Consider the following 20,271-nt stretch of genomic DNA (forward strand, 5'->3'; position numbering starts at 1 on the left):
TATCTCTGTCTGCCATACCCTGAATGAAACTGCTGGTGGTTCCCTCATCATAATCTGTTGTAAACGAAGTGGTCAGCCACAATCCAAAAGACCAGGCCGGAGGAAGTGCCGGTTTACCGGTTAAATCTGTGTATTTTTCGATAGTTCCTTTTGGCGTACCGCCATTAATCACATAGTAGTCCAGACGTTCTCCTTCTACAGAAAACTGAATCCTTTCCACTTTCTCGCTGGCAATTTCGTAAGAGGCATCCCCCTCATTATCCAAAAGCACACCATATCCTTTATTTGTAATATAGAAAGGAATATTCTTATATGAAATTTCACTGGCTGTTCCCCCATCTTCATTCCACATTTCAACGGTTTGTCCATTTTTTACAAACGGAGTAAAACGCTCTCCCAGCCCATAAATATATTCATCTACATCAATCGCCAATGCCTCTGCTGTATAGGATTTTTCTGTCTTATTATTTACAATATAAGCCATATTTCGAAATCCTGTATTTGTAAGTTCCCGTTCTCCATCCATGAAACGGATTCCCCAGGAATTTGGTTTCTTATCAATTACAGCTTTCGTTTTTCCTGTCTGGTAAACAAGGAATTCTTCTGTTTCCTCTATCGTCACTTCCGGCAATGTTTCTTTCACCTCAGCAAAAGGACCTTTATAAGCCGTTCCCTCAAAGTGTTTCACAGACACCTTGATCACATCTTCCATAGGGCTAGAGAGACGAATAGTCAGCAGTCCCAGATTCAGGCAATCTCCTCTATTAGAAATATGTTTTCCCGGCGCATAGACCACCAGGTCGTTCCCCTCTCTTCTATAAGAAGAATATTCCACTGCATAAAGAGGTGTCATTTCTTTTTTTATGCACCAGTAACCATCTGTAAATTTCATAAATCTTTTCTCCTTTCTGTCAGCCTTTCACGGAACCTGCGGCCACACCACCTACAATATACTTCTGTCCAAGCACAAATACAACCAGCACCGGAAGCAAAGTCAGCATAATATCTGCTGCCACCAGATTCCAGGAATTCTCAAATGCACCAAAGAAATTATATACCGCCAGTGTCATAGGCCACTGTTTTGAGTTATTCAGATAATATAATGGCATTGTAAAGTCATTCCAAACTGCCATGAAATCAAGCACAAACAAAGTAGAAATAATCGGCTTTAATAATGGTGCAATCACCTTGATAAATAATTGTACTGGTGTACAGCCGTCAAGGACTGCCGCTTCGTCAATTTCTCTTGGGATTGTACTCACAAACCCGTATGCCAAAAATAAACTAAGCGGAATATTGATTGCCGCATACAATAAAATGATTCCGATTCTTGTATTCACAAGATGAAACGCCTGCATAACCTTCATCAATGCCACATTATTAACCGGCATGGCAATACCGGAAATAATGAAATAATACAAAAACTTATTGATACCTTTCTGGTTTCTTGAAATAACAAAGGATGCTGCCGAAACCAGGATTACGATAATAACAACGCTGCATGTCGCATACAAAAGTCCATTGAAAAAAGAAGAAATCAGCTTGCCTTGCTCGATAACCGTAGCATAATTTTCAAATACCCATTCCGTAGGAAGAGAAAGCGTCATCCTATTTGCTTCCGCAGAGGTTTTAAAGGAATTCAAAAACAAAACCACAAGCGGTATAATTACAATCAGGCTTATAAACGCAGCCACAACATTTCCTATAACACGGCCGATAATTTTACCCGTTCTGCCCATTATGCTTCAACCTCCTTATTTTCCATAGATTTAATAATAAAATATAAAAGTGCCAGCATCAGGAAAAACAGCACACTGGACAGCGTTGTACCCATAGCCAGATTTCCTTTTGAAAACTCTTTGTAAACCGCAGTGTTGATAACACCTGTTGCATTTCCCGGCCCGCCATTTGTCAAAGAATAAATCATATCAAATACACGAAGTCCATATGTAACATTTAAAACCGTTACATTTACCAGAACTGGTTTTAGCAATGGCAGTGTAATACATCTGAATTTCTGAAAAAAGCTTGCCCCATCAATGCTTGCAGCTTCATAATATTCCGGTGCTATAGAAAGCAATCCCGCTATCACAACAACCATGATATAACCCATACCTTTCCAGGTATCTACCGTCATGACTGTCGGAAATACTAAGTTCAAATCCGTAAGCCAGTTTTTTGCCAGTGCATCTAATCCGATACTCCTTAAAAAGTTGTTTAAAAACCCTGTAGTTGGATGCAGCATACTCTTAAATACCAAACCAACCACCAGATAAGACATAACCTGAGGTGAAAAAATAATCATTCTCTGGAAATTCTTACATTTAATAAATTTCTGTGTCAAAAGCAATGCCAGTGCAAGACCAACCACTGTTTTTGCCGCTGTAGTTACAATTGTGAACACCACGGTATTAAAAATATATTTTCCGTATTCTGAATTGCCCTCAAAAATCTGTTTATAATTGGTAAGACCCACAAAATTTATTTCATCCGTGAAGTTATTCCAATCCGTAAAAGAATATCCAATACCTAAAACCCCGGGCAAAAAACACAGAAGAAAATAGACAAGAGCGGCTCCCGCTGCAAAATACCACGGATACAATTTTTTTCTGTTCATATACAACCTCCTGAATCTCTATAAAGCCTCTGAGCCTTTGAAGAAAAGAAGGTGCCTAAAAGCACTCCCGCCTCAGACACCTCTCCTTTCACTGTTTACCTTCCATCTTTATTTTACCCACCCTGGGTCTTTCTGCAATTCAGCCTGCTCTGTACGGCGGTCCATAATGGTCTTTAATACATCTTCCGGTGTAGAAGCTCCTGTGTACATTGCCTCCAAGTCTTTTCCTACATCCATCCACTGGCTGTCAATATAGTTTACAGAAGTCTGTACAACATTTGCTTTTTCCAGAGAATCAATTAAAGCCTGGTCTTCCTCTGAATACTTACTTTCAATCTCCGGCCAGCAAAGTGCACTTAAATCCGTCTGTCCATCCAGACGTTTCTGAAGGTTTTCAGGTCTTGCAAGAAATTCAAAGAACTGTTTTGCTTCTTCTACATGTTCACTTTCTTTGTTAATGAAATACGCATTGCTTGCAGGGTTTACACCAATCGCTGTATTATCTCCCCACGGCATAACAAATGCACCCATTTTTTCTGTCGCCTTAAATTCAGGAAAATCTGCTTCAATCTGTCCTCTGAATCCAAGTTCGTTGATAACCATTGCACATTTTTCTGTTGCCATTGCTTCTTTCGCATTTTCCATTGCATTGCTCAGATAATCATCTCCGAAATATCCTGCTTCTGCACATTCTTTAAGCTGTTTAATAATAGTAAGAAGATGAGGGATTTCATCCAGATCCACTTCGTTGGCATTTAATTTATCATAGATTTCAGGATCATCTGCCAGCCACAATCCGCCTGTTTCAAACAGAGGAAGCACCTGATGCCATCCATTTGTTGTCGCTTCATAGATTGGTGTAATACCTGCATCTAAAATCGTCTGGCATACATCTTTAAATTCATCATAGTTCGTAGGAACTTCAAGATTTAATTCTTCAAAAATATCTTTGTTATACAGGTAAAAATACATTTTCGCACCCGGGAAGGTAATACCATAAGTCTTATCATCTACACTGACTGCGGAACGGGCACTTTCTTCCATTCTGTCTACCCACTCCTGATCTGACAGATCCACACAATACTGATCCACATGCAAACTGGATGCCAGATTAATTGGTGTATCTGCACAGATAATATCCGGTGCTTCCCCTGAGTCTAATTTCACCTTAATCAAATCTCTCCACTGGGCATCTGGTGAAATCTGGAAATCAATCTTGATTCCTGTCTCTTTTTCAAATTCTTTCGCCAAATCCTGCACAGTACCAGTTGTTGGAAGACCGCTCTGATGACTTCCGAATGTTAAGGTAACCGTCTTTTTTCCGTCTGACCCTTCCTCACTTTTCCCATCCGATCCACATGCTGCCAAAGAACCTGCCGCCATAACCGCTGCAAGAGATAAACCTAACATTTTCGCTATATTCTTTTTCATGATTTCGCTCCTATTCATTTATTTTTTAGAAATTACGTCTATATTTTATCGATAAAACACGTTTCCTTTGGTGTAGATACATAATAGCACAACACCAGCTATCACAAAATAGACAAAACAGAACTCTGATTTGCATTTTTTTGAACCATCCTATATAATTTATTTTTGAAAAAGGAGGAAAGAAAATGGCAAAATCACCAAAACGATATTCTCAAAAAATGTATTTATTTAGCATTTATGGACTTTTTATTCTGACTCTTCTTTGTATTTTTTTCACGTTTACTTATACGCACTACAAAAATAATACCATAGCAGAGGCAAAAAAAGACTCCGAAAACCTGTGTGTTTCACTCTCAAATGCCGTTACCACACAGTTAGATAACATGTCCACCATCTCCATGAATATTGTTTATTCCAATGCCATTAAAAATAACTTCAAGGAATTTTCTTACATGTACCGGCAGACAGGAACAAACCCAGAAGCCCTGATAGCTTCCCGGGAAAAGGTTACGGCCATCAACGAAATCGTCACAGCCATTATAGGCGCCTACCAGTCTGCTTCAGAAATCAAACTCTATACCATGGATGGCTCCTGCGTGGAAGCAGGATATTGGATGAGAACTTCCAATGTCAATCTTGAATCCATAGAGTGGTACGAGGAAGTAATGAATCTAAACGGGCATAAATATTTTACTGAACCATCCTATCACCAGGATCTCCCCAGCACAGAAGGCAGCAGCAACCCCAAATTCATTTCTCTTGTCAGAATGTTTTTGGACAGTGCCGGAAAGCCAGAAGGTATCGTAGAAGTTGTTCAGGATTGCAACACTATTTTTTCTCTTGCTTCACAGATTGAACAATCCAACCCTGGAACCACTGTGACGATTTACAATTCAAGGAAAGAAATGGTCTATCCATACACAACACCAAGAGAAGAAGATTATTATTCCGAAATTCAGCACTCTGGTTTAAAACCAAATAACGGAGAGCTAATTACTACAGGCAATAACAACTCCGTATTACTCACATACGAATCTCTAAGCGAATATGGCTGGACTGTAATTGTAACAAAGGAACAAGAGGCTGTTTATCTGCCCCTTCACAATTATCGCAATATGGTTTTTCTCATCGGAGGCGTTTCTATCATACTTACAATGTTAATTTGCTTTTTCATCTCACAGAGGCTTACAAAACCTCTGGAAAAACTCACAAAAGCAACAGGAAAAATAACCATCAACAGAGTTTTATCTGAGGAAAAAGTAAACCTTACTTCTGCTGACAGCAACATCAGGGAACTTTCTATTCTATGCGACTCTATACGCAACATGTACGAAAAGCTTCGCTCCACTTCACAGGAAGTTCTACTGTCCCGTTCAGAGGAAACAAGGGCAAAACTCCAGGCTACGCAATCCTTGATTAACCCTCATTTTCTTTATAACAGTCTTACGAATATCAGCATCATGGCTGAAGAAGAAATGAACGAAGATATTGTGAAAATCTGCGGCGCTCTATGTGATTACTTCCGCTATATTACATCCGGACAGGAAATGATTGTACCTCTGGAAGAGGAAATTTTTTATACAGAACGCTATCTAAAATGTATGAAGTTTCGTTTTGGCGACGAGTTCGAATATAAAACTTCTATTGCACAAGAAACAGAATCTTTCCTGATTCCAAAACTTTTAATTCAGCCAATTGTAGAAAATGCTTTCAAATACGCTTTTTGTGTCAGTCCTCCTTGGCGTTTAATGATTCGCTCATATGCCAAAAATGAAACTTGGTTTCTGGAAATAGAGGATAACGGCGGAACCATGAGCAATGAAAAAAAGAAGGAATTAATACATCTATACGAAAACCTAAACATGAACGAAGAACTGAAATCTATGGAAATAGGAGGAATGGGATTGAAAAATGTCTATCTCCGGTTAAAGCTGCTTTATGGAGAAAACGCAATTTTCAAAATAACAAATGACTATCCAGGAAGAACTATTTTTATAGTAGGCGGTCCTATTTACCATTCAAGGGAGGAATATTATCATGAGCACCCAAAACTATAAATACGTTGTTGTAGAAGACGAGCACTTAATCAGAAAGAATATCATTAAAAAAATATCCTCACTTCAGCTCCCCTTTACACTTGCCGGAGAGGCTTCTAATGGGCTGGATGCACGGGATATAATAGAAAAAACATGTCCAAATCTTGTTATTACGGATATTCGTATGCCACAGTTTGACGGCCTTGAACTAGCTCATTATCTGTACAAAAATCACCCTCATATTAAAGTGGTTATTTTAAGCGGATACAATGACTTTTCCTACGCCCAGTCTGCAATCAAATTTCAGGTTAAGGATTATTTATTAAAACCCGTAACATTAGAAGCCCTGTCAGAATCTCTCACTAAAATCCTCACCTCTATTCAATCTGAAGCGGGAGAATTAGATGCTTTGCGTACAGATTCCGGACGTTTAGACCAGAAAAATATTTGTGAACTTCTGGAAAAATATTTAAAAGACCATTACAAAGAAGAGGTTTTCTTCGGAGAACTCGCCCAAAAATTTGGCTTTACTCAGGAATATCTGGGAAAAATATTTAAAAAACATTCCGGCGAAACGCCATCCAAATACCTGACACGCCTGCGTATGAACGAAGCCAAACGGCTTCTTCTGGACAACCAGGAAATGGAAATACAGAAAATCGGAGAACTGGTAGGATATAAAGATGGATTTTATTTCAGCAGAGCCTTCAAATCTTACACCGGAATCCAACCCAGCGAATTCCGCAACCAAAAATAAAAAAACTGCCGGAAAATCAACACCCTAATTAGTGCTTGATTTTCCGGCAGCCCTTTTATCCCATCTTAAATTCCATCATCTTCCACATTCTCTTCTGTAAGCTGCCTGATTTCTTCCTCATCAAACTCAATCTCCGGCAGCAATTCAAAATAAAAGTCCGTATATTTCTGAGCCAAAGCCGCAATACAACGGTTCTGATACATCTTAAATCTTCGGACTGACAGCTCATCTTTTTCCAGCTTTATGTAAGCACTGATCCATAGCTTCCGTCCTGTCTTCACTACCTCAAAATATAATTCTGAATAGTTGCAATCTTTCAGCTCCGGCTCAACAGTCTCTCTTATCTCCTGTATCGTTTCTTCATCTGGTGAAATCAAAAGCAAATCCCGAATACCCGATACCACCGTACCTATTGGTTCAGGAAGCATGATAAGGGACAGCACAATGGCCAGTATAGAGTCCAGATAAGGCGTTAATTTCTGGAACCACTCAAATGGAACCAGTATAGGAAGGAAAAAGGCCAGGGTCATTCCCATGGAAATCACACTGTCTATCTTCCAGCCCTGCATTTCTGTTTCTATGATGGGAGAATTCAAAGTCCGGTTCTTACGTTTCAGATAAAGGGCTACAATAATGCTGATGAGCATACCAGCCAGTTCAAACCAGGCTAACACGCCAAATGCCACCCGGTGCCCTCCGTGAAACAATATGTTGATACTGTTGGAAATCATGCCTATGGTTACCGCAGACATGGTAATGCCCTTTATCACGACAAAAACTGTTTCCAACTGCATATGCCCAAACGGATATTTCTCATTACTTGGCTGATAAAGCAAAGGGATCAAAAAAACCGAAGGAAGCAGCATACAGAATTCAATTCCGTCATACACCGCATCCAAAAGTACCGCCTGGGAACTTGTTACTATAGCCATAATAAGCTCTAAAACTACAAAGAGGAGATTTCCATAGAGGGAAACCGTCATTGCCCTCTTTTCCTTTTTGGGGCTCTTTCTGCCTATACGCATCTATATTACCTTTCTGTCTTCTTTGTACTCTTTATCCCATTATGGCACATTCTTTGAATTTCTCCCCACTATTTTTTTCTTTTTATATCCCGCAAATGCTGTTATACAGGTAAAATCAAGGAAAAATCGAAAAAACACATTTTCCACCAGACACATCACGTATGCTCAAACCACATCATTTGTGTTTACTTGCAAATTTTGTGTGTAAATACGCTGAAAAAACGCCGTAATTGTCAATATAGAGCCATAAATTGCATATAACAAATAAAATTTTATCATAAACAGCCAATTAAGTAAACCCATCACTCCTGCAAGCACAGTAACTCCAAATCCAAAAATCTGTATCTGAGGCGCTGTTTACGCAAATCCCCAAGAAACCCGGGAGCCTGGTTTCAGCATACTGCATCCGGTTCGTAACGAATCGAATATTTGATTCTGTTATTTCTGCAAAAACATGGAGCTTCATAACCAGTTCCATATCTTCGCCCAATGTGTCGCTATCATATCCCCTGCCGCTACTACAATTACAGGCTGGCACAAGAATCGATACCGGAAAATAAAACTCATGTTTCAGTTCATTTCCGATACTACGCATACGCTCTACGTGATATAACCTCCAGGCTCCTACCGTTACAGAAAGGAACGGATATGACACATACAAAAGTAAATATAGCAGAAAAAACACCACCATAACGTCTAAAAATCCAGAATTCATTACTGTCATGCCATTTCTCCTTTCATGCAATCAAGCATTTCTGCCGCGTATTTATCTCCACTGTTTTTCAGTTTTTCTTCCTCCTCTTTCGGTATTCCCAACTTCACCAGCGAAGAAGCTGCATTGTGTTTCACATACCAATCTCTACTATGCAATACCTCCATAAGAACTTCTATGTAATCTATCATGTTCACACCCTCTGTCCGGATGATAGATTGAAATAACATATACAAAGTAAGCTTTTTCCATAGAAAGACGTCTTAAAGAATAAATTAGATTGTTATCTTCATAAAGTCAAACAGCTTTTCTCTCTTCTGCTAATCTGTCACAACAGAATCTGCTCATGAAAAAAGCCCCTGCTTCTGCTGTAAAAGACTTTTTTCTGCACCTTTTCCAGCACATCCGCTCAGAGCTAAAACTATAGTTATTACTATTATAAGTCTATTTTTTCATATCCCCTCTAAATACAACTTTACACTGACAAAAAGCGGAAACCTCTAAAAGAAGTTCCCGCCTCTCTATTTCATCTATTACTGAGCTAATTTAACAGGATTAACCTTTACGCTTGGTCCCATTGTAGAAGCCAAAGATACGCTCTTTAAGAACACACCCTTTAATGCGCTTGGTCTAGCCTTGTTGATAGCTCCCATAAGCGTCTGGAAGTTGTCCGCTAACTGCTCCTCTGTGAAAGAAGCTTTTCCGATTGGCACGTGAATGATGTTTGTTTTATCAAGACGATATTCAATCTTACCAGCTTTGATATCCTGGATAGCTTTTGCAACGTCCATAGTTACTGTACCAGCTTTTGGGTTTGGCATTAAGCCTTTAGGTCCGAGAACACGTCCCAGACGTCCAACAACGCCCATCATGTCCGGTGTAGCAACAACAACGTCAAAGTCTAACCAGCCTTCATTCTGGATCTTCGGAATTAAATCCTCAGCTCCTACGAAGTCTGCACCTGCTGCCTGTGCTTCATCAGCTTTTGCGTTCTTAGCAAATACTAATACACGAACAGTTTTACCTGTTCCGTGAGGCAGTACAACTGCGCCACGAATCTGCTGTTCAGCATGACGTCCGTCACAGCCTGTTCTGATATGAGCTTCGATTGTTTCGTCAAATTTAGCTACGGCTGTTTTCTTTACTAAAGAAATTGCCTCTGCTGGATCGTATAAATTTGTACGGTCAACTGCTTTTGCAGCCTCTGCGTATTTTTTTCCGCGTTTCATATAAATAACCTCCTAGTGGTAATTGCGGGAATGTCCCTCCCACGTTTGTTGATAGTCACAAAACTAATTATTCTTCTACTGTAATACCCATACTTCTTGCAGTTCCGGCAATCATGCTCATAGCTGCTTCTAAGGAAGCTGCATTTAAGTCTGGCATTTTCATTTCTGCAATTTCCTGGATTTTAGCTTTGGAAATTGTAGCTACTTTTGTTTTGTTTGGAACGCCTGAACCAGATTTGATGTTACAAGCTTTCTTTAATAAAACTGCAGCCGGCGGAGTTTTTGTGATGAAGCTGAAACTTCTGTCCGCATATACTGTAATAACAACAGGGATAATTAAATCTCCCTTGTCTGCTGTTCTTGCGTTAAATTCTTTTGTAAACTGTACAATGTTTACACCGTGCTGACCTAAAGCAGGACCAACCGGTGGTGCTGGTGTTGCCTTTCCAGCAGGAATCTGTAATTTAATATAACCTGTTACTTTCTTTGCCATTTTCGGCACCTCCTATAATGTGGTAATTGCGGGAATGTCCCTCCCACGAGCCATGTGACATTATGACCCTTACATACTGTTTACTGTTTTGTCTTATGAAAGACTTTTTACTTCTGCGAAACTTATTTCTACCGGCGTTTCGCGGCCAAACAGCTCAACACTGATTGTCACAATCTGTTTTGCTTCATTGATACTCTGAACAACGCCCACAGTATCCTTCCAAACACCGCCTGTGACAACAACACTGTCGCCTTCTTCAAAGTCAACCTCAAGCTCTCTGACGGCTGAAATGCCAAGAGCCTCAATTTCCTTTTCTGTCAGCGGAACCGGCTTTGAACCTGGACCAACAAATCCTGTAACACCGCGGGTGTTTCTTACAACATACCATGTGTCATCATTCATTACCATATGAATCAGGACGTAACCTGGGAACATCTTTTTCTGAACCTGCTTTTTCTCACCGTTCTTCAGTTCCACAACGTCCTCCATAGGTACACGGACTTCTAAAATCTGGTCCTCCAGGTGTCTGTTCTCTATTGTCTTATCAATGTTGGCTTTTACCTTGTTTTCATACCCTGAATAAGTATGAACAACATACCAATTTGCTTCTGACATTCTAATTCACCTTGTCCTTACTTAATAATTAAGTTCAGCAGCTGCAGAATCCCGCTGTCAATAACAGCAATAAACACGCCAACCACAGCAGTAATAGATACCACTGCAACCGTCTGTTTTACAAGAGTCTGCTTATCAGGCCAGATTATTTTCTTAAACTCTGCCTGAAGTCCTTTGATCCAGTTCTTTTTTGGAGCTTTCTGCTTTTTTTTCTGCTTCCATAAATCCACCCTCTTAAACCGAATTATTTGGTTTCTTTGTGTAATGTATGAGCTTTACAGAATTTGCAGTATTTCTTTGTTTCTAAACGCTCCGGGTGATTCTTTTTTTCCTTTGTCATGTTGTAATTACGCTGTTTACATTCTGTACATGCCAATGTGATTTTTACGCGCACGACTTCTCCACCTCCATGTGTCTTTTATCGCTGACAGCTTCACAGCGCTGTCATTATGCAACGTCTTGTTACCGCGACCAGATGCTTCTTTTTATAAGTAATTTCTCCGGGCGTATCCCGAAAAATTAGGCACAAAAAAAAGACCTGCTTCCACTGTCGCTTTGTAAGCGTATCATAGACGAAGGTCTTTGTCAAGTTATTCTTTATCTAAATCCAGGATTTTGCATTCCCCGTAAATCTTCCCCAGAACCTTTCCCAGACAGCGAAGCTCTTCTTCCTTTTCCACCTCAATGTCCGGCTCCATAACATTTAACGCCCTGAGTCTGCAAACCCCGTCCTTACGGTACAGAGTCCTTATATAACAGATTCCTTTAAAGCAAAACATACCAATTTCATTATGAGAAGCTTCCTCTTCTGATATTGCAATAATATCATACTTTCTGAAAACCGGCTCGTACTTATCAATCTGAATCTGAAAACAGTAATTCGTCCCTTTTGGTACATGCTGCCCCTTTACCTGAACCCTTTTTGCATATTCCTGCAAAAGAAAACCGGCATTGGTTTTTCGTACTCCCGGAAAGTAACACTGCAGCGCAACCCATCTCTGAGATTTGACGCGCTCATATTCTTCATTAATCACAATCCGTACAAGACGCTTTCCATTTTCTGTCAATCCCCTGTACTTTTCCAGGGCTTCCTGCTCTTCTTCATTCATTTCAAACCGAAAAACCTTTTTCACCGTCGGATTAGAAATATAATCCGCATACAGATAATTGGCATCTACCTCCAGTGTATTCATTAATGAAATCAACAACTCCAGCTTAGGAATACTGATGTTATTCTCATAATTTGCAACAGCAGAAGGCGTCACATGTACTTTTTCTGCCAACTCATTCCTTGTAAATCCCAATTCTACTCTGCGTCTGCGAATCCTTTCCCCAATGCCCATAGTACCCTCCCAAACTCTGCTTTCTGCCTGTATCTGTTTTTTGTTCCGTATTGCCCTACATATTATATAAGAAATCATACTACAAGATTCTTGCAAAGACAACACGTTTGTCAAACTTCCTGTAAAATTTAATTGACTTTTCTTCGCAAATAACGTAAACTAATATTACAATCTGAAAAACAGATAAAATGTTACGCAATTTACGGGGGAATGTATGGATATCAAACAACAAATCATTGAGCTGCTTCAGGAAGCCAATGAGCGTCAGATAAAATGTATATACGAATTCATTAAATTCTTAACAAAATCCCTCTAATCATTTCTGTGCAGCATCTGCAAATAGCAATACAGCAACCTTTTCCAGGGAACTCCACTCCTCTTCTGTAAAATTAGAAAGCGCAAGAAGAAATTTTTTCTTAAAAGAGTTTTCCTCTTCTCTCAGAACCTGACCAAACCACCTGGAAAGCTTTAAATCAGGTGTTACATCAATATACATTTCCCCTTTGCCTGTCCGCAGCCATTCTCCATTTACCCCAAACTCTCTGCATATAGATACAAGAACTGCTTCAATAGGAATACGCACACTGGTTTCATATGTTGCAATGGTATTTCTCGAAACACCGATTTTGTCAGCAAACTGCTGCTGCGTCATTCCGGCCTTCTGCCGAATCGCCTTTATTCTATCCTTCAAATTCGTCAATGCCCCTTTAATGTTTTATATAATCATGACCCTATGGTTATAGTGACTTAACTATATTAATGGAAAACTGTTTCGTTGTCAACAAATTTATGTTGACATATGTCACAAAAAGACATATAATTGTTTCGTTAAGACATTACCTTTTTCTATATACATGTATCATCTTCATGTTCCATAGATAATATTTCACAGAAAGGAGTATTCTGTAAAAATGAGAAATGACATCGTTGACATTTTATTAGAACTGGGAATACCGGCAGGTGTAAAAGGCTTTACCTATATCCATGATGCATTGGAGCTTTTTGACACAGATACTTATTACAGCAGCGGAAAGATCTGTTCCCTGTATGCCGATATTGCCTTAAAAAGAGGTACAACTCCCTCAAGCGTGGAACGAGCCATACGTCATGCTTTTGAAACCGTCACTACAAAGGGGAACCGGGAGGTTGTAGAGCAATATCTGGATCTGGTAAACACACAAAATTCAAATCTCCTGCGAACCCTGTATTTCAGGCTGAAACAACGAAGAAACCAGCAACAACCGCAAATAGCGCCTGAACACCCGTGTAATGCACAGAATTGCATTTATAAGAAACAAATTTATCAGGAAGCTGTAGATAAAATTTCTACAGAAATGGGGTCTTATCTTTTCAAACTCATCGAATCTACGAAAAACAATCCTGAAGTCCTGCAACAACTGCTTGAACTTTCCTAATCCCTTTTATCCGCGAGGCTGCCACACAAAACAAAGTTTCTACTTCTTTCTTATATAACAGCCTCGCATTCTTATAAGTTCTGCAAAATTTTCTCTGTTTCTTTTTATTTATGACAGTCTTTTGACGAGCCCTGGGTTATACTGTATCCAGATACTGAAAACTCATCTTATTCTCATACAGAAAGGGGCAGTTTCATGAACCTTAACAGCAATCTTCAAACACAAATCAACGCTTTCAAAGCAAGCTACCCACTCCCTGACCTTGTAAAAGACAGACTGCAGGAGCCTTCCATGCCTTTTTATGGAACGAAAATCCTGACACAGGCAGTCACAGCCCTTTTGCAGGGAGAAAATCTGCTGCTCTGCGGGGACAAAGCAACCGGAAAAAATATTCTGGCGGAAAATCTGGCATGGATTTTCGGACGCCCTGTCTACAACGTTTCCTTTCACGTCAACACAGACAGCAGTAACCTGATTGGAACCGATACCTTTATAAATAATGAAGTTACACTGAGAAAAGGTCCTATCTATCAATGTGCACTTTACGGCGGCTTTGGCATTTTAGATGAAATTAATATGGCAAAAAACGATGCAGTAGCTGTTCTCCATGCAGTTTTGGACTACCGCAGAATTATGGACGTACCAGGATATGAAAAAATCAATCTCCACCCTGCCACACGCTTTATCGGAACCATGAATTACGGTTACGCCGGAACAAAGGAATTAAACGAGGCTCTGGTATCCCGTTTTATGGTTATCAATATGCCTTCTTTAACTGAACATCGCCTGGAACAAATTATAAAAAACGTCTTTCCTTCTATAAATCCGGACGCATTGGAGCAATTCTGCGGACTGTTCCTGGATTTACAACTAAAAGCCAAAAACGGGGAAATTTCCACAAAAGCTGTGGATATGCGTGGACTTCTGGGAGCTATACGACTCATACAGGGTGGACTGACCCCAGCAGAAGCAATTGAAATGGGTATTACCAATAAATGCTTTGATACTTTTGAACGCGAACTTATCAGCGATATTGTGATAACTCGTATCCCGGATACCTGGAAAAGCGGTGATGTATTCTCATGAAAGATTTTATAGATATGGAAACCCGAATGCAGAACCTGCTCTGGACTGTATGCGGGGATTATGCTGCAGAAGCAGAACTTGATGTGCAAAATTTTCAGAAATCCAGATACATTGCATTTTACGATATCATTTGTCAGGGAATGTTTAAAAAACATTTTGATGCCGACGCCTTTGACCACTTTATCGCCCGCAAAGTATACCAGGGCGCAAGCCCTTCCGTTCTTCTGTCTATTTCCAAACTGTGTATAGACAGCGCAGTTCACGAAAAAGCCTGCGCAGAACGGAAAGGCGTAGCTTCTATTCGCCAAAAAGCCTTTGCTGACACGCTGGAAAAAGATGCCATGCGGCTAAGCCATACAGACTGGGGCTATCTGGAGGCCTGCTATCTGCGGCGTATCCTTTTTCACGATACTGCCGACAGCCGAATAGAACCTTTGCTTGATAAAATGTGCGCCCTTTCCTCCACCTCTTCTACAGAGGAAATCTGCAGATGTACAGAAGAAATCTATAAAATTGCTTATGAAAAAGGGTTTGCAAAATATTTCAAAGGCCTGAACCGACAGGTAAAAAGCTCTGACAAAAATCAGAAAGAATACACGGACAAAGAGGCAGCCGATGAAATCCAAAGCTCTGACAGCGAAGAGCATACAATCAGTATTTTCAGCGGACATGTAGAGGCACAGGATAATGGTCAACGCAAACGTCCTCATGCCTCCGTTGTACAACTGGACAACAAATCTTCTGCCCATTTAAAAGAATATATTGAAATAAATTACGGTATAAGCTGTCTTACTTCCGGAGAACAAAAAGCCCTGCAGTCCCAAATGTGCAGAGGAACCCACAAGGACTGTCTGCTTCATGTGACAAAAGGCGTACTTCATGGCGGAGTAAAAGCAAACGCAAAATCCGAATATGTAAAAAAAGTAAAAGAAGAAAACCTGCGGGTATACCGACAAAATCTGACAATTACCCGGCAAAATATCCAACTTCTGGCAAATACCTTAAAAAGAGCGCTGCTTACCAGAACAGAACCGGAACGATACAGCAGTGAATATGGGAATATCTGCGTAAACAAGCTGTGGAATCTGGGACGCACAGACAACACGCACCTATTCTGGCGTGAGCTGATACAGGATAACTCTGATTTCGCAGTAGAAGTTCTGATAGATGCCAGCGGCTCCCAACAGCGGCGGCAAAGCCTGGTAGCTTTGCAGGGCTATATTATCAGCGAAGCTTTAAGCATTGTGAGAATCCCTCACCGGGTTCTGGGATTTTGTACCTTTGGAGCCTATACTGTACTGACAGAATACCGGGATTATAAAGACAGCCGGGAAGCAAATGAACACATTTTCGAATTTTACGGTTCTGCCAACAATCGGGACGGACTTGCAGTAAAAGCTGCTGCCGACAGCCTGGACAAACAGCCTCAGGAAAATAAAATTCTTATTGTGTTAAGCGACGGCAGACCCAATGATATTATTGCAGCAAGTCTGAAAAAACAGGAAACTGCTCCCAAAAAGGAACCCTATTGCCTGGATTTTGCTGTAAAAGATACTGCTTCCGAAATCCGAAAGCTGAGAAATCGAAACATTGCTGTTTTGGGAGTTTTTGCAGGAGAAGAAGAAGATCTTCCTGCAGAGAAGAAAATTTTTGGCAAAGACTTTGCCTATATTCACGATATTTCCGGTTTTGCCCATGTAGTTGGACGCTATCTGGAGAAAAAGCTGCTGCCCTTCTCCTAAAGGGAGAAGGCAGCCTCCTTTGCATTCTTCATCAGTTTTTCCAAAACCTCATCTGAAAATCCATAATACCCTTGAATCATCTGAAGCTCTCTTGTCATACTTGTATTGCTGACAGTCCGATTGTCTGTATTAATGGTAATTGGTATTCCTTTGTCCAAAAACAGCTCTAAAGGATATTCTTCCATACTTTTCACTGCTTTTGTCTGCAAATTACTGACCGGACACATCTCAAAGGGAATCTTATTTCTCGCACAGTAATCCATAAGCTTCGGATCCTTCCTGGCCGCAATTCCATGCCCAATCCTGGACGCCCCAAGTTCCAACGCATTCCATATACTCTCTACGCTTCCGCACTCTCCTGCATGAATAGTAAAGGGAATCCCCAACTTCTTTGCCATTTCAAACATTTCCGCCTGCTGCTGTACCGGATATGCAGCTTCATCACCTGCCAGATCTACTCCGCAGACACCATATCCATAATATTCCTTCGCTGTCTTTACCAGCTCCGCATTTTTCTCCGATGGCATATGACGCATACCGCACAAAATCAGATTACCACGAACACCGTATTCTGCTGTTCCCTGCTTCAATCCTTCCAAAGCCGCCTCTATAATCCGCTCTGCGGACAGGTCTTCTCTCACAGAAAGCAACGGTGCGAAACGGATTTCCATATATACCACCCGTTCTTTTGACGCTGTTTTCATAACATCTTTCACTGCTGCTGTAAAATTCTCTTTGGTCACAAGACATTCCAGGGGTAAATCAAACTTTGTCAGGTATTCCGCCAGACTTTTACATTGGAAATCCGCAAAAAGTCGCTTCTCAAGATTGTCCCCGTCCAGCTTAATCCCCACCTGACCGGCCATACTGCGGATACACTCCACAGATAAAGAGCCATCTAAATGACAGTGCAAATCATATTTTTCTAAATTCTGCAAAAAGCTCATAACCGCCTCTTCCTTTCTATGCCATACATGCTCTGTGAATTTTCTATATCTATACTGTAACACGATTTGCACTGTTTGACTACCACTGAGGCTTTATATCCGGACAATGGCGCACCTTCATGGCTGCCCGCATTTCCACATAACAGCCGCATATCCGACACATACCGAAAGCCAGATTTTCACATTTCTTACACCTGAAGAGCCTCTCCTGATACTCCTCTTTTGCCACCTTGTCCTCCTGAGGAAGATTTTCAATGTAAGAATACATATTTTCAAAATATTCCCTTTCTGACGTCTCCCTTAAAAGGCATTTTCTGCATATTCTCTGCGGATTCTCCGGCATTTTATTTCACCTCTAAATGAACAACACTGCATTTTGGAATTGTCAATTTCAAGCCACTGTCTGTAAGTTCTGCTTTATCAAAAACTTCTACTTTCACCTCTTCCGGTTCATCAAAGGTATTCTTTGCATGCATTTCCCCTGTCACAATTTCGCCCTTCACTTTAGACACCTGGGCGCCAACCAGCACTGCATCAATCTCATAATCCTCTTCTACAGACAGATTAGTAAGGGTTATATGCAAAGCCCCATCCTCTGCCAGAGAAACAGATTCTGTCAGATTCGGTACTTTCCACTCGCCTTCTCCAATAGCCTTTGTTTCTATATAACTGTCCAGAAGCTCTGCCTCCTGATGATGTTTATACATATTAAATACATGGTAAGTAGGGGTTTTCACCATCTTTGCTCCTTCTGTAAGAAGAACAGACTGCAGAACATTTACCATCTGAGCCAGGTTTGCCATTTTAACTCTATCGCTGTGCTTGTTAAAGATATTCAGTGTGATTCCCGCCACCAAAGCATCGCGCATAGTATTCTGCTGATAGAGAAAGCCGGGATTTGTACCAGGCTCACAGGTATACCAGGTTCCCCATTCATCTACAATCATACCAATCTTTTTTTCCGGATCATAGGTATCCATAATCGCTCCATGGCGCTGAATCAACTCTTCCATATATAAGGCTTTTTTCAGAGTTTTATACCATACCTCTTCGTCAAAATCTGTAGCGCTTCCTTTTATCTCCCAGCCCTCTGGGTGTACATAATAGTGTAAGGACAATCCGTCCATAAATCCATGCTGTGATGGCTGTGCATGGCGGAAAGCCGTTGCCAGAACCTCTTCTGTCCATTCATAATCATCTACATTTGCGCCACAACAAATCTTTTCAATATGTTCTCCTGCCTTGTAATCTCTTACATAAGTCTGGTATCTGCGATATTCATTTGCATAAAAATCCGGATTCATATTGCCCCCGCAGCCCCAGTTCTCATTTCCCACACCAAAGAAATCTACCTTCCATGGTTTTTCATGTCCGTTCTTTGCCCGAAGCTCTGCCATTGGAGAAACCCCGTCAAAGGTCATATACTCCACCCATTCTGACATTTCCTGCACAGTGCCGCTTCCTAAATTTCCGTTAATATAAGCTTCACAGCCAAGCTGCTCACAAAGTTCAAAAAATTCATGCGTACCAAAGCTATTATCTTCTACCACACCTCCCCAGTGGGTATTAATCATTTTCTTTCTTGTTTCCTTTGGACCGATTCCGTCCCTCCAGTGGTATTCGTCTGCAAAGCAACCTCCCGGCCAGCGCAGCACCGGCACTTTGATTTCCTTAAGTGCCTCAACCACATCGCATCTCATACCATTTACATTCTCAATAGGAGAATTTTCCCCCACATAAATCCCCTCATATATACATCTTCCTAAATGCTCAGAAAAATGTCCGTAAATCTCCTTATTGATTTTACTTACCTTTTTATTTGCATTAATTACAAGCTTTGCCATAATTGATTCTCCTTTATTCGATTTGACTGTATGCAATCCGTACCTTAATATCCTGATTATAGTTGCCGAAGCCTCTTCCGAAAATAGTAATACCACCTATATTCCTTGCCGACTCTTCTACTTGAAGCTTAAACCGAATGGAACTTTTATAGTCCAGATGAAACCGCTCTATATCCACATCGGATATCTTTAATCCATCCACAAACGTACCTTCTCGGTTAATCACAAGCATTTTCAGAAGACCGTACTGATTCCAATTGGGAAGCCACCAGTCTGGCGTAAAAATCCCACGTACATCACCATAGTCCCCTGGACTTGTCCATGTACCGATTTTCTCATCGTTTAAATAAAAGGAAATATCGGAAGGCCAGTCATTATTTGTCCCCGGAGCTTCTGATCCAATTTCCAGCGAAAGGGCAATCTGTTCAATTTTTGTCGCACCTGGCAAAAGATTGGGAATCCTGTATTCCACATATCCTTTTGTAAACCAGAGAATCCTTGCTTTAATTCTGTCTGGGTGGGCGAAATATCTCGGATCGTCAACCTCTCCCACTAAAGCTGTATCTGTTGCCAGACCGCAGGTTGGATATACTTCATAGTCAGAATAATGTCCTACGTTTACCTCTGTATTATAAATATTCTTTCTGCCTTCTGTTTCTCTGCTCTCGATTTCCACCAAAATCTTATCCACATTCACTCTGCACAGCTTCTGATTCCCATGTCCTTCATGCTCTGTAAGCACCTTAACAATTCCGGTTTCCTCCAGCTTTTTCATATGGCTGGTCAATGCGCCATTGGTAATTCCCAGACCGGATGCCAGCTCATTCATATTCATTTCACGGTTTTCCAACAGAAGTTTAAGAATCTGAATTCTGATTTCTGAACCAAGAGCCTTAAAAACCTCAAGGCCTTCATCTAAATTTTTGATATGCAGCATTACTTCTTCCCACTTTCCAGATGTTCTTAATCATTTTAGATT

Annotated in this window: 23 protein-coding genes (1 of these 23 cut by a window edge); 5 read left to right on the plus strand and 18 right to left on the minus strand. The window is 40.6% G+C overall.

Annotated features, from left to right (window positions below):
• The 4 genes from yicI to DQQ01_RS15305 all read right to left on the minus strand — a co-directional run.
• On the minus strand, window positions 1-892 hold the 5' end (the start) of the coding sequence (gene yicI / locus DQQ01_RS15290; RefSeq protein ID WP_111920695.1) for an alpha-xylosidase. It extends 1,361 nt beyond the left edge of the window; the window shows 892 of its 2,253 coding nt (coding positions 1-892); its start codon is at window positions 890-892; its stop codon lies off the left edge, out of view.
• Between the two features lie 19 nt (window positions 893-911).
• The gene (locus DQQ01_RS15295; protein WP_111920696.1) at window positions 912-1,739 is read right to left on the minus strand and encodes a carbohydrate ABC transporter permease; all 828 of its coding nucleotides are present in this window, start codon (window positions 1,737-1,739) and stop codon (window positions 912-914) included.
• Window positions 1,739-2,617 carry a carbohydrate ABC transporter permease gene (locus DQQ01_RS15300; RefSeq protein WP_111920697.1) on the minus strand — a complete coding sequence of 293 codons (879 nt, stop codon included), beginning with the start codon at window positions 2,615-2,617 and terminating at the stop codon, window positions 1,739-1,741. The genes DQQ01_RS15295 and DQQ01_RS15300 overlap by 1 nt, the downstream gene beginning before the upstream one ends.
• A gap of 108 nt (window positions 2,618-2,725) precedes the next feature.
• Complete coding sequence (locus tag DQQ01_RS15305; RefSeq protein WP_111920698.1) at window positions 2,726-4,048, minus strand: ABC transporter substrate-binding protein; 1,323 nt, start codon at window positions 4,046-4,048, stop codon at window positions 2,726-2,728.
• A 185-nt stretch (window positions 4,049-4,233) separates the two neighbouring features.
• Between DQQ01_RS15305 and DQQ01_RS15310 the strand changes: the two genes are divergently transcribed.
• Together DQQ01_RS15310 and DQQ01_RS15315 are read left to right on the plus strand one after the other, a co-directional pair.
• On the plus strand, window positions 4,234-6,105 hold the full coding sequence (locus DQQ01_RS15310) for a cache domain-containing sensor histidine kinase (RefSeq protein WP_242980438.1): 1,872 nt from the start codon (window positions 4,234-4,236) through the stop codon (window positions 6,103-6,105).
• Window positions 6,086-6,841 carry a helix-turn-helix domain-containing protein gene (locus DQQ01_RS15315; protein ID WP_330407560.1) on the plus strand — a complete coding sequence of 252 codons (756 nt, stop codon included), beginning with the start codon at window positions 6,086-6,088 and terminating at the stop codon, window positions 6,839-6,841. The genes DQQ01_RS15310 and DQQ01_RS15315 overlap by 20 nt, the downstream gene beginning before the upstream one ends.
• 65 nt (window positions 6,842-6,906) lie before the next feature.
• Here DQQ01_RS15315 and DQQ01_RS15320 read toward each other — a convergent pair whose 3' ends face one another.
• The 10 genes from DQQ01_RS15320 to DQQ01_RS15365 form a co-directional block, all read right to left on the minus strand.
• Complete coding sequence (locus tag DQQ01_RS15320) at window positions 6,907-7,866, minus strand: cation diffusion facilitator family transporter (RefSeq protein WP_111920700.1); 960 nt, start codon at window positions 7,864-7,866, stop codon at window positions 6,907-6,909.
• A gap of 289 nt (window positions 7,867-8,155) precedes the next feature.
• Window positions 8,156-8,590, minus strand: a complete 435-nt coding sequence (locus DQQ01_RS15325) for a hypothetical protein (protein ID WP_111920701.1) — start codon at window positions 8,588-8,590, stop codon at window positions 8,156-8,158.
• Window positions 8,587-8,769 carry a hypothetical protein gene (locus tag DQQ01_RS15330; protein ID WP_111920702.1) on the minus strand — a complete coding sequence of 61 codons (183 nt, stop codon included), beginning with the start codon at window positions 8,767-8,769 and terminating at the stop codon, window positions 8,587-8,589. Before DQQ01_RS15330 ends, DQQ01_RS15325 begins: the two co-directional genes overlap by 4 nt.
• Window positions 8,770-9,111: 342 nt before the next feature.
• Complete coding sequence (gene rplA / locus DQQ01_RS15335; protein WP_111920703.1) at window positions 9,112-9,807, minus strand: 50S ribosomal protein L1; 696 nt, start codon at window positions 9,805-9,807, stop codon at window positions 9,112-9,114.
• A 67-nt stretch (window positions 9,808-9,874) separates the two neighbouring features.
• Entirely contained in the window at window positions 9,875-10,300 is a 426-nt protein-coding gene (gene rplK, locus DQQ01_RS15340) for a 50S ribosomal protein L11 (RefSeq protein WP_111920704.1), read from the minus strand.
• Window positions 10,301-10,393: 93 nt separating this feature from the next.
• A complete protein-coding gene (gene nusG, locus DQQ01_RS15345; protein WP_111920705.1) occupies window positions 10,394-10,915 on the minus strand; it encodes a transcription termination/antitermination protein NusG in 522 nt (173 codons plus the stop codon).
• Window positions 10,916-10,932: 17 nt separating this feature from the next.
• The gene (gene secE, locus DQQ01_RS15350) at window positions 10,933-11,145 is read right to left on the minus strand and encodes a preprotein translocase subunit SecE (protein ID WP_111920706.1); all 213 of its coding nucleotides are present in this window, start codon (window positions 11,143-11,145) and stop codon (window positions 10,933-10,935) included.
• 14 nt (window positions 11,146-11,159) lie between these two features.
• Window positions 11,160-11,309, minus strand: a complete 150-nt coding sequence (gene rpmG, locus DQQ01_RS15355; RefSeq protein WP_111920707.1) for a 50S ribosomal protein L33 — start codon at window positions 11,307-11,309, stop codon at window positions 11,160-11,162.
• 196 nt (window positions 11,310-11,505) lie between these two features.
• Complete coding sequence (locus DQQ01_RS15360; RefSeq protein ID WP_111920708.1) at window positions 11,506-12,258, minus strand: helix-turn-helix domain-containing protein; 753 nt, start codon at window positions 12,256-12,258, stop codon at window positions 11,506-11,508.
• Between the two features lie 316 nt (window positions 12,259-12,574).
• Complete coding sequence (locus DQQ01_RS15365; RefSeq protein WP_162624338.1) at window positions 12,575-12,949, minus strand: helix-turn-helix transcriptional regulator; 375 nt, start codon at window positions 12,947-12,949, stop codon at window positions 12,575-12,577.
• 220 nt (window positions 12,950-13,169) lie between these two features.
• Between DQQ01_RS15365 and DQQ01_RS15370 the strand changes: the two genes are divergently transcribed.
• The 3 genes from DQQ01_RS15370 to DQQ01_RS15380 all read left to right on the plus strand — a co-directional run bounded on the left by DQQ01_RS15370 (window position 13,170) and on the right by DQQ01_RS15380 (window position 16,501).
• Window positions 13,170-13,673: a sporulation initiation factor Spo0A C-terminal domain-containing protein gene (locus DQQ01_RS15370; protein ID WP_111920710.1), complete on the plus strand. Its 504-nt coding sequence runs from the start codon at window positions 13,170-13,172 to the stop codon at window positions 13,671-13,673.
• Between the two features lie 195 nt (window positions 13,674-13,868).
• Window positions 13,869-14,759 carry an AAA family ATPase gene (locus tag DQQ01_RS15375; RefSeq protein WP_111920711.1) on the plus strand — a complete coding sequence of 297 codons (891 nt, stop codon included), beginning with the start codon at window positions 13,869-13,871 and terminating at the stop codon, window positions 14,757-14,759.
• Entirely contained in the window at window positions 14,756-16,501 is a 1,746-nt protein-coding gene (locus DQQ01_RS15380; protein WP_111920712.1) for a VWA domain-containing protein, read from the plus strand. Before DQQ01_RS15375 ends, DQQ01_RS15380 begins: the two co-directional genes overlap by 4 nt.
• Here the strand turns inward: DQQ01_RS15380 and add are convergent.
• The 4 genes from add to DQQ01_RS15400 all read right to left on the minus strand — a co-directional run bounded on the left by add (window position 16,498) and on the right by DQQ01_RS15400 (window position 20,229).
• Window positions 16,498-17,448 (minus strand): adenosine deaminase, encoded by a 951-nt coding sequence (gene add, locus DQQ01_RS15385; RefSeq protein ID WP_111920713.1) that lies wholly within the window; start codon window positions 17,446-17,448, stop codon window positions 16,498-16,500. The genes DQQ01_RS15380 and add overlap by 4 nt on opposite strands.
• Window positions 17,449-17,527: 79 nt before the next feature.
• Window positions 17,528-17,791 (minus strand): DUF6171 family protein, encoded by a 264-nt coding sequence (locus DQQ01_RS15390; RefSeq protein WP_111920714.1) that lies wholly within the window; start codon window positions 17,789-17,791, stop codon window positions 17,528-17,530.
• Window position 17,792: 1 nt separating this feature from the next.
• A complete protein-coding gene (locus DQQ01_RS15395; protein WP_111920715.1) occupies window positions 17,793-19,292 on the minus strand; it encodes an alpha-N-arabinofuranosidase in 1,500 nt (499 codons plus the stop codon).
• A 13-nt stretch (window positions 19,293-19,305) separates the two neighbouring features.
• A complete protein-coding gene (locus DQQ01_RS15400; protein WP_111920716.1) occupies window positions 19,306-20,229 on the minus strand; it encodes an ArsR/SmtB family transcription factor in 924 nt (307 codons plus the stop codon).
• Window positions 20,230-20,271 lie beyond the last annotated feature (42 nt).

The sequence above is a fragment of the Blautia argi genome, assembly GCF_003287895.1.
GTDB classification, from domain to species: Bacteria; Bacillota; Clostridia; order Lachnospirales; family Lachnospiraceae; genus Blautia; species Blautia argi.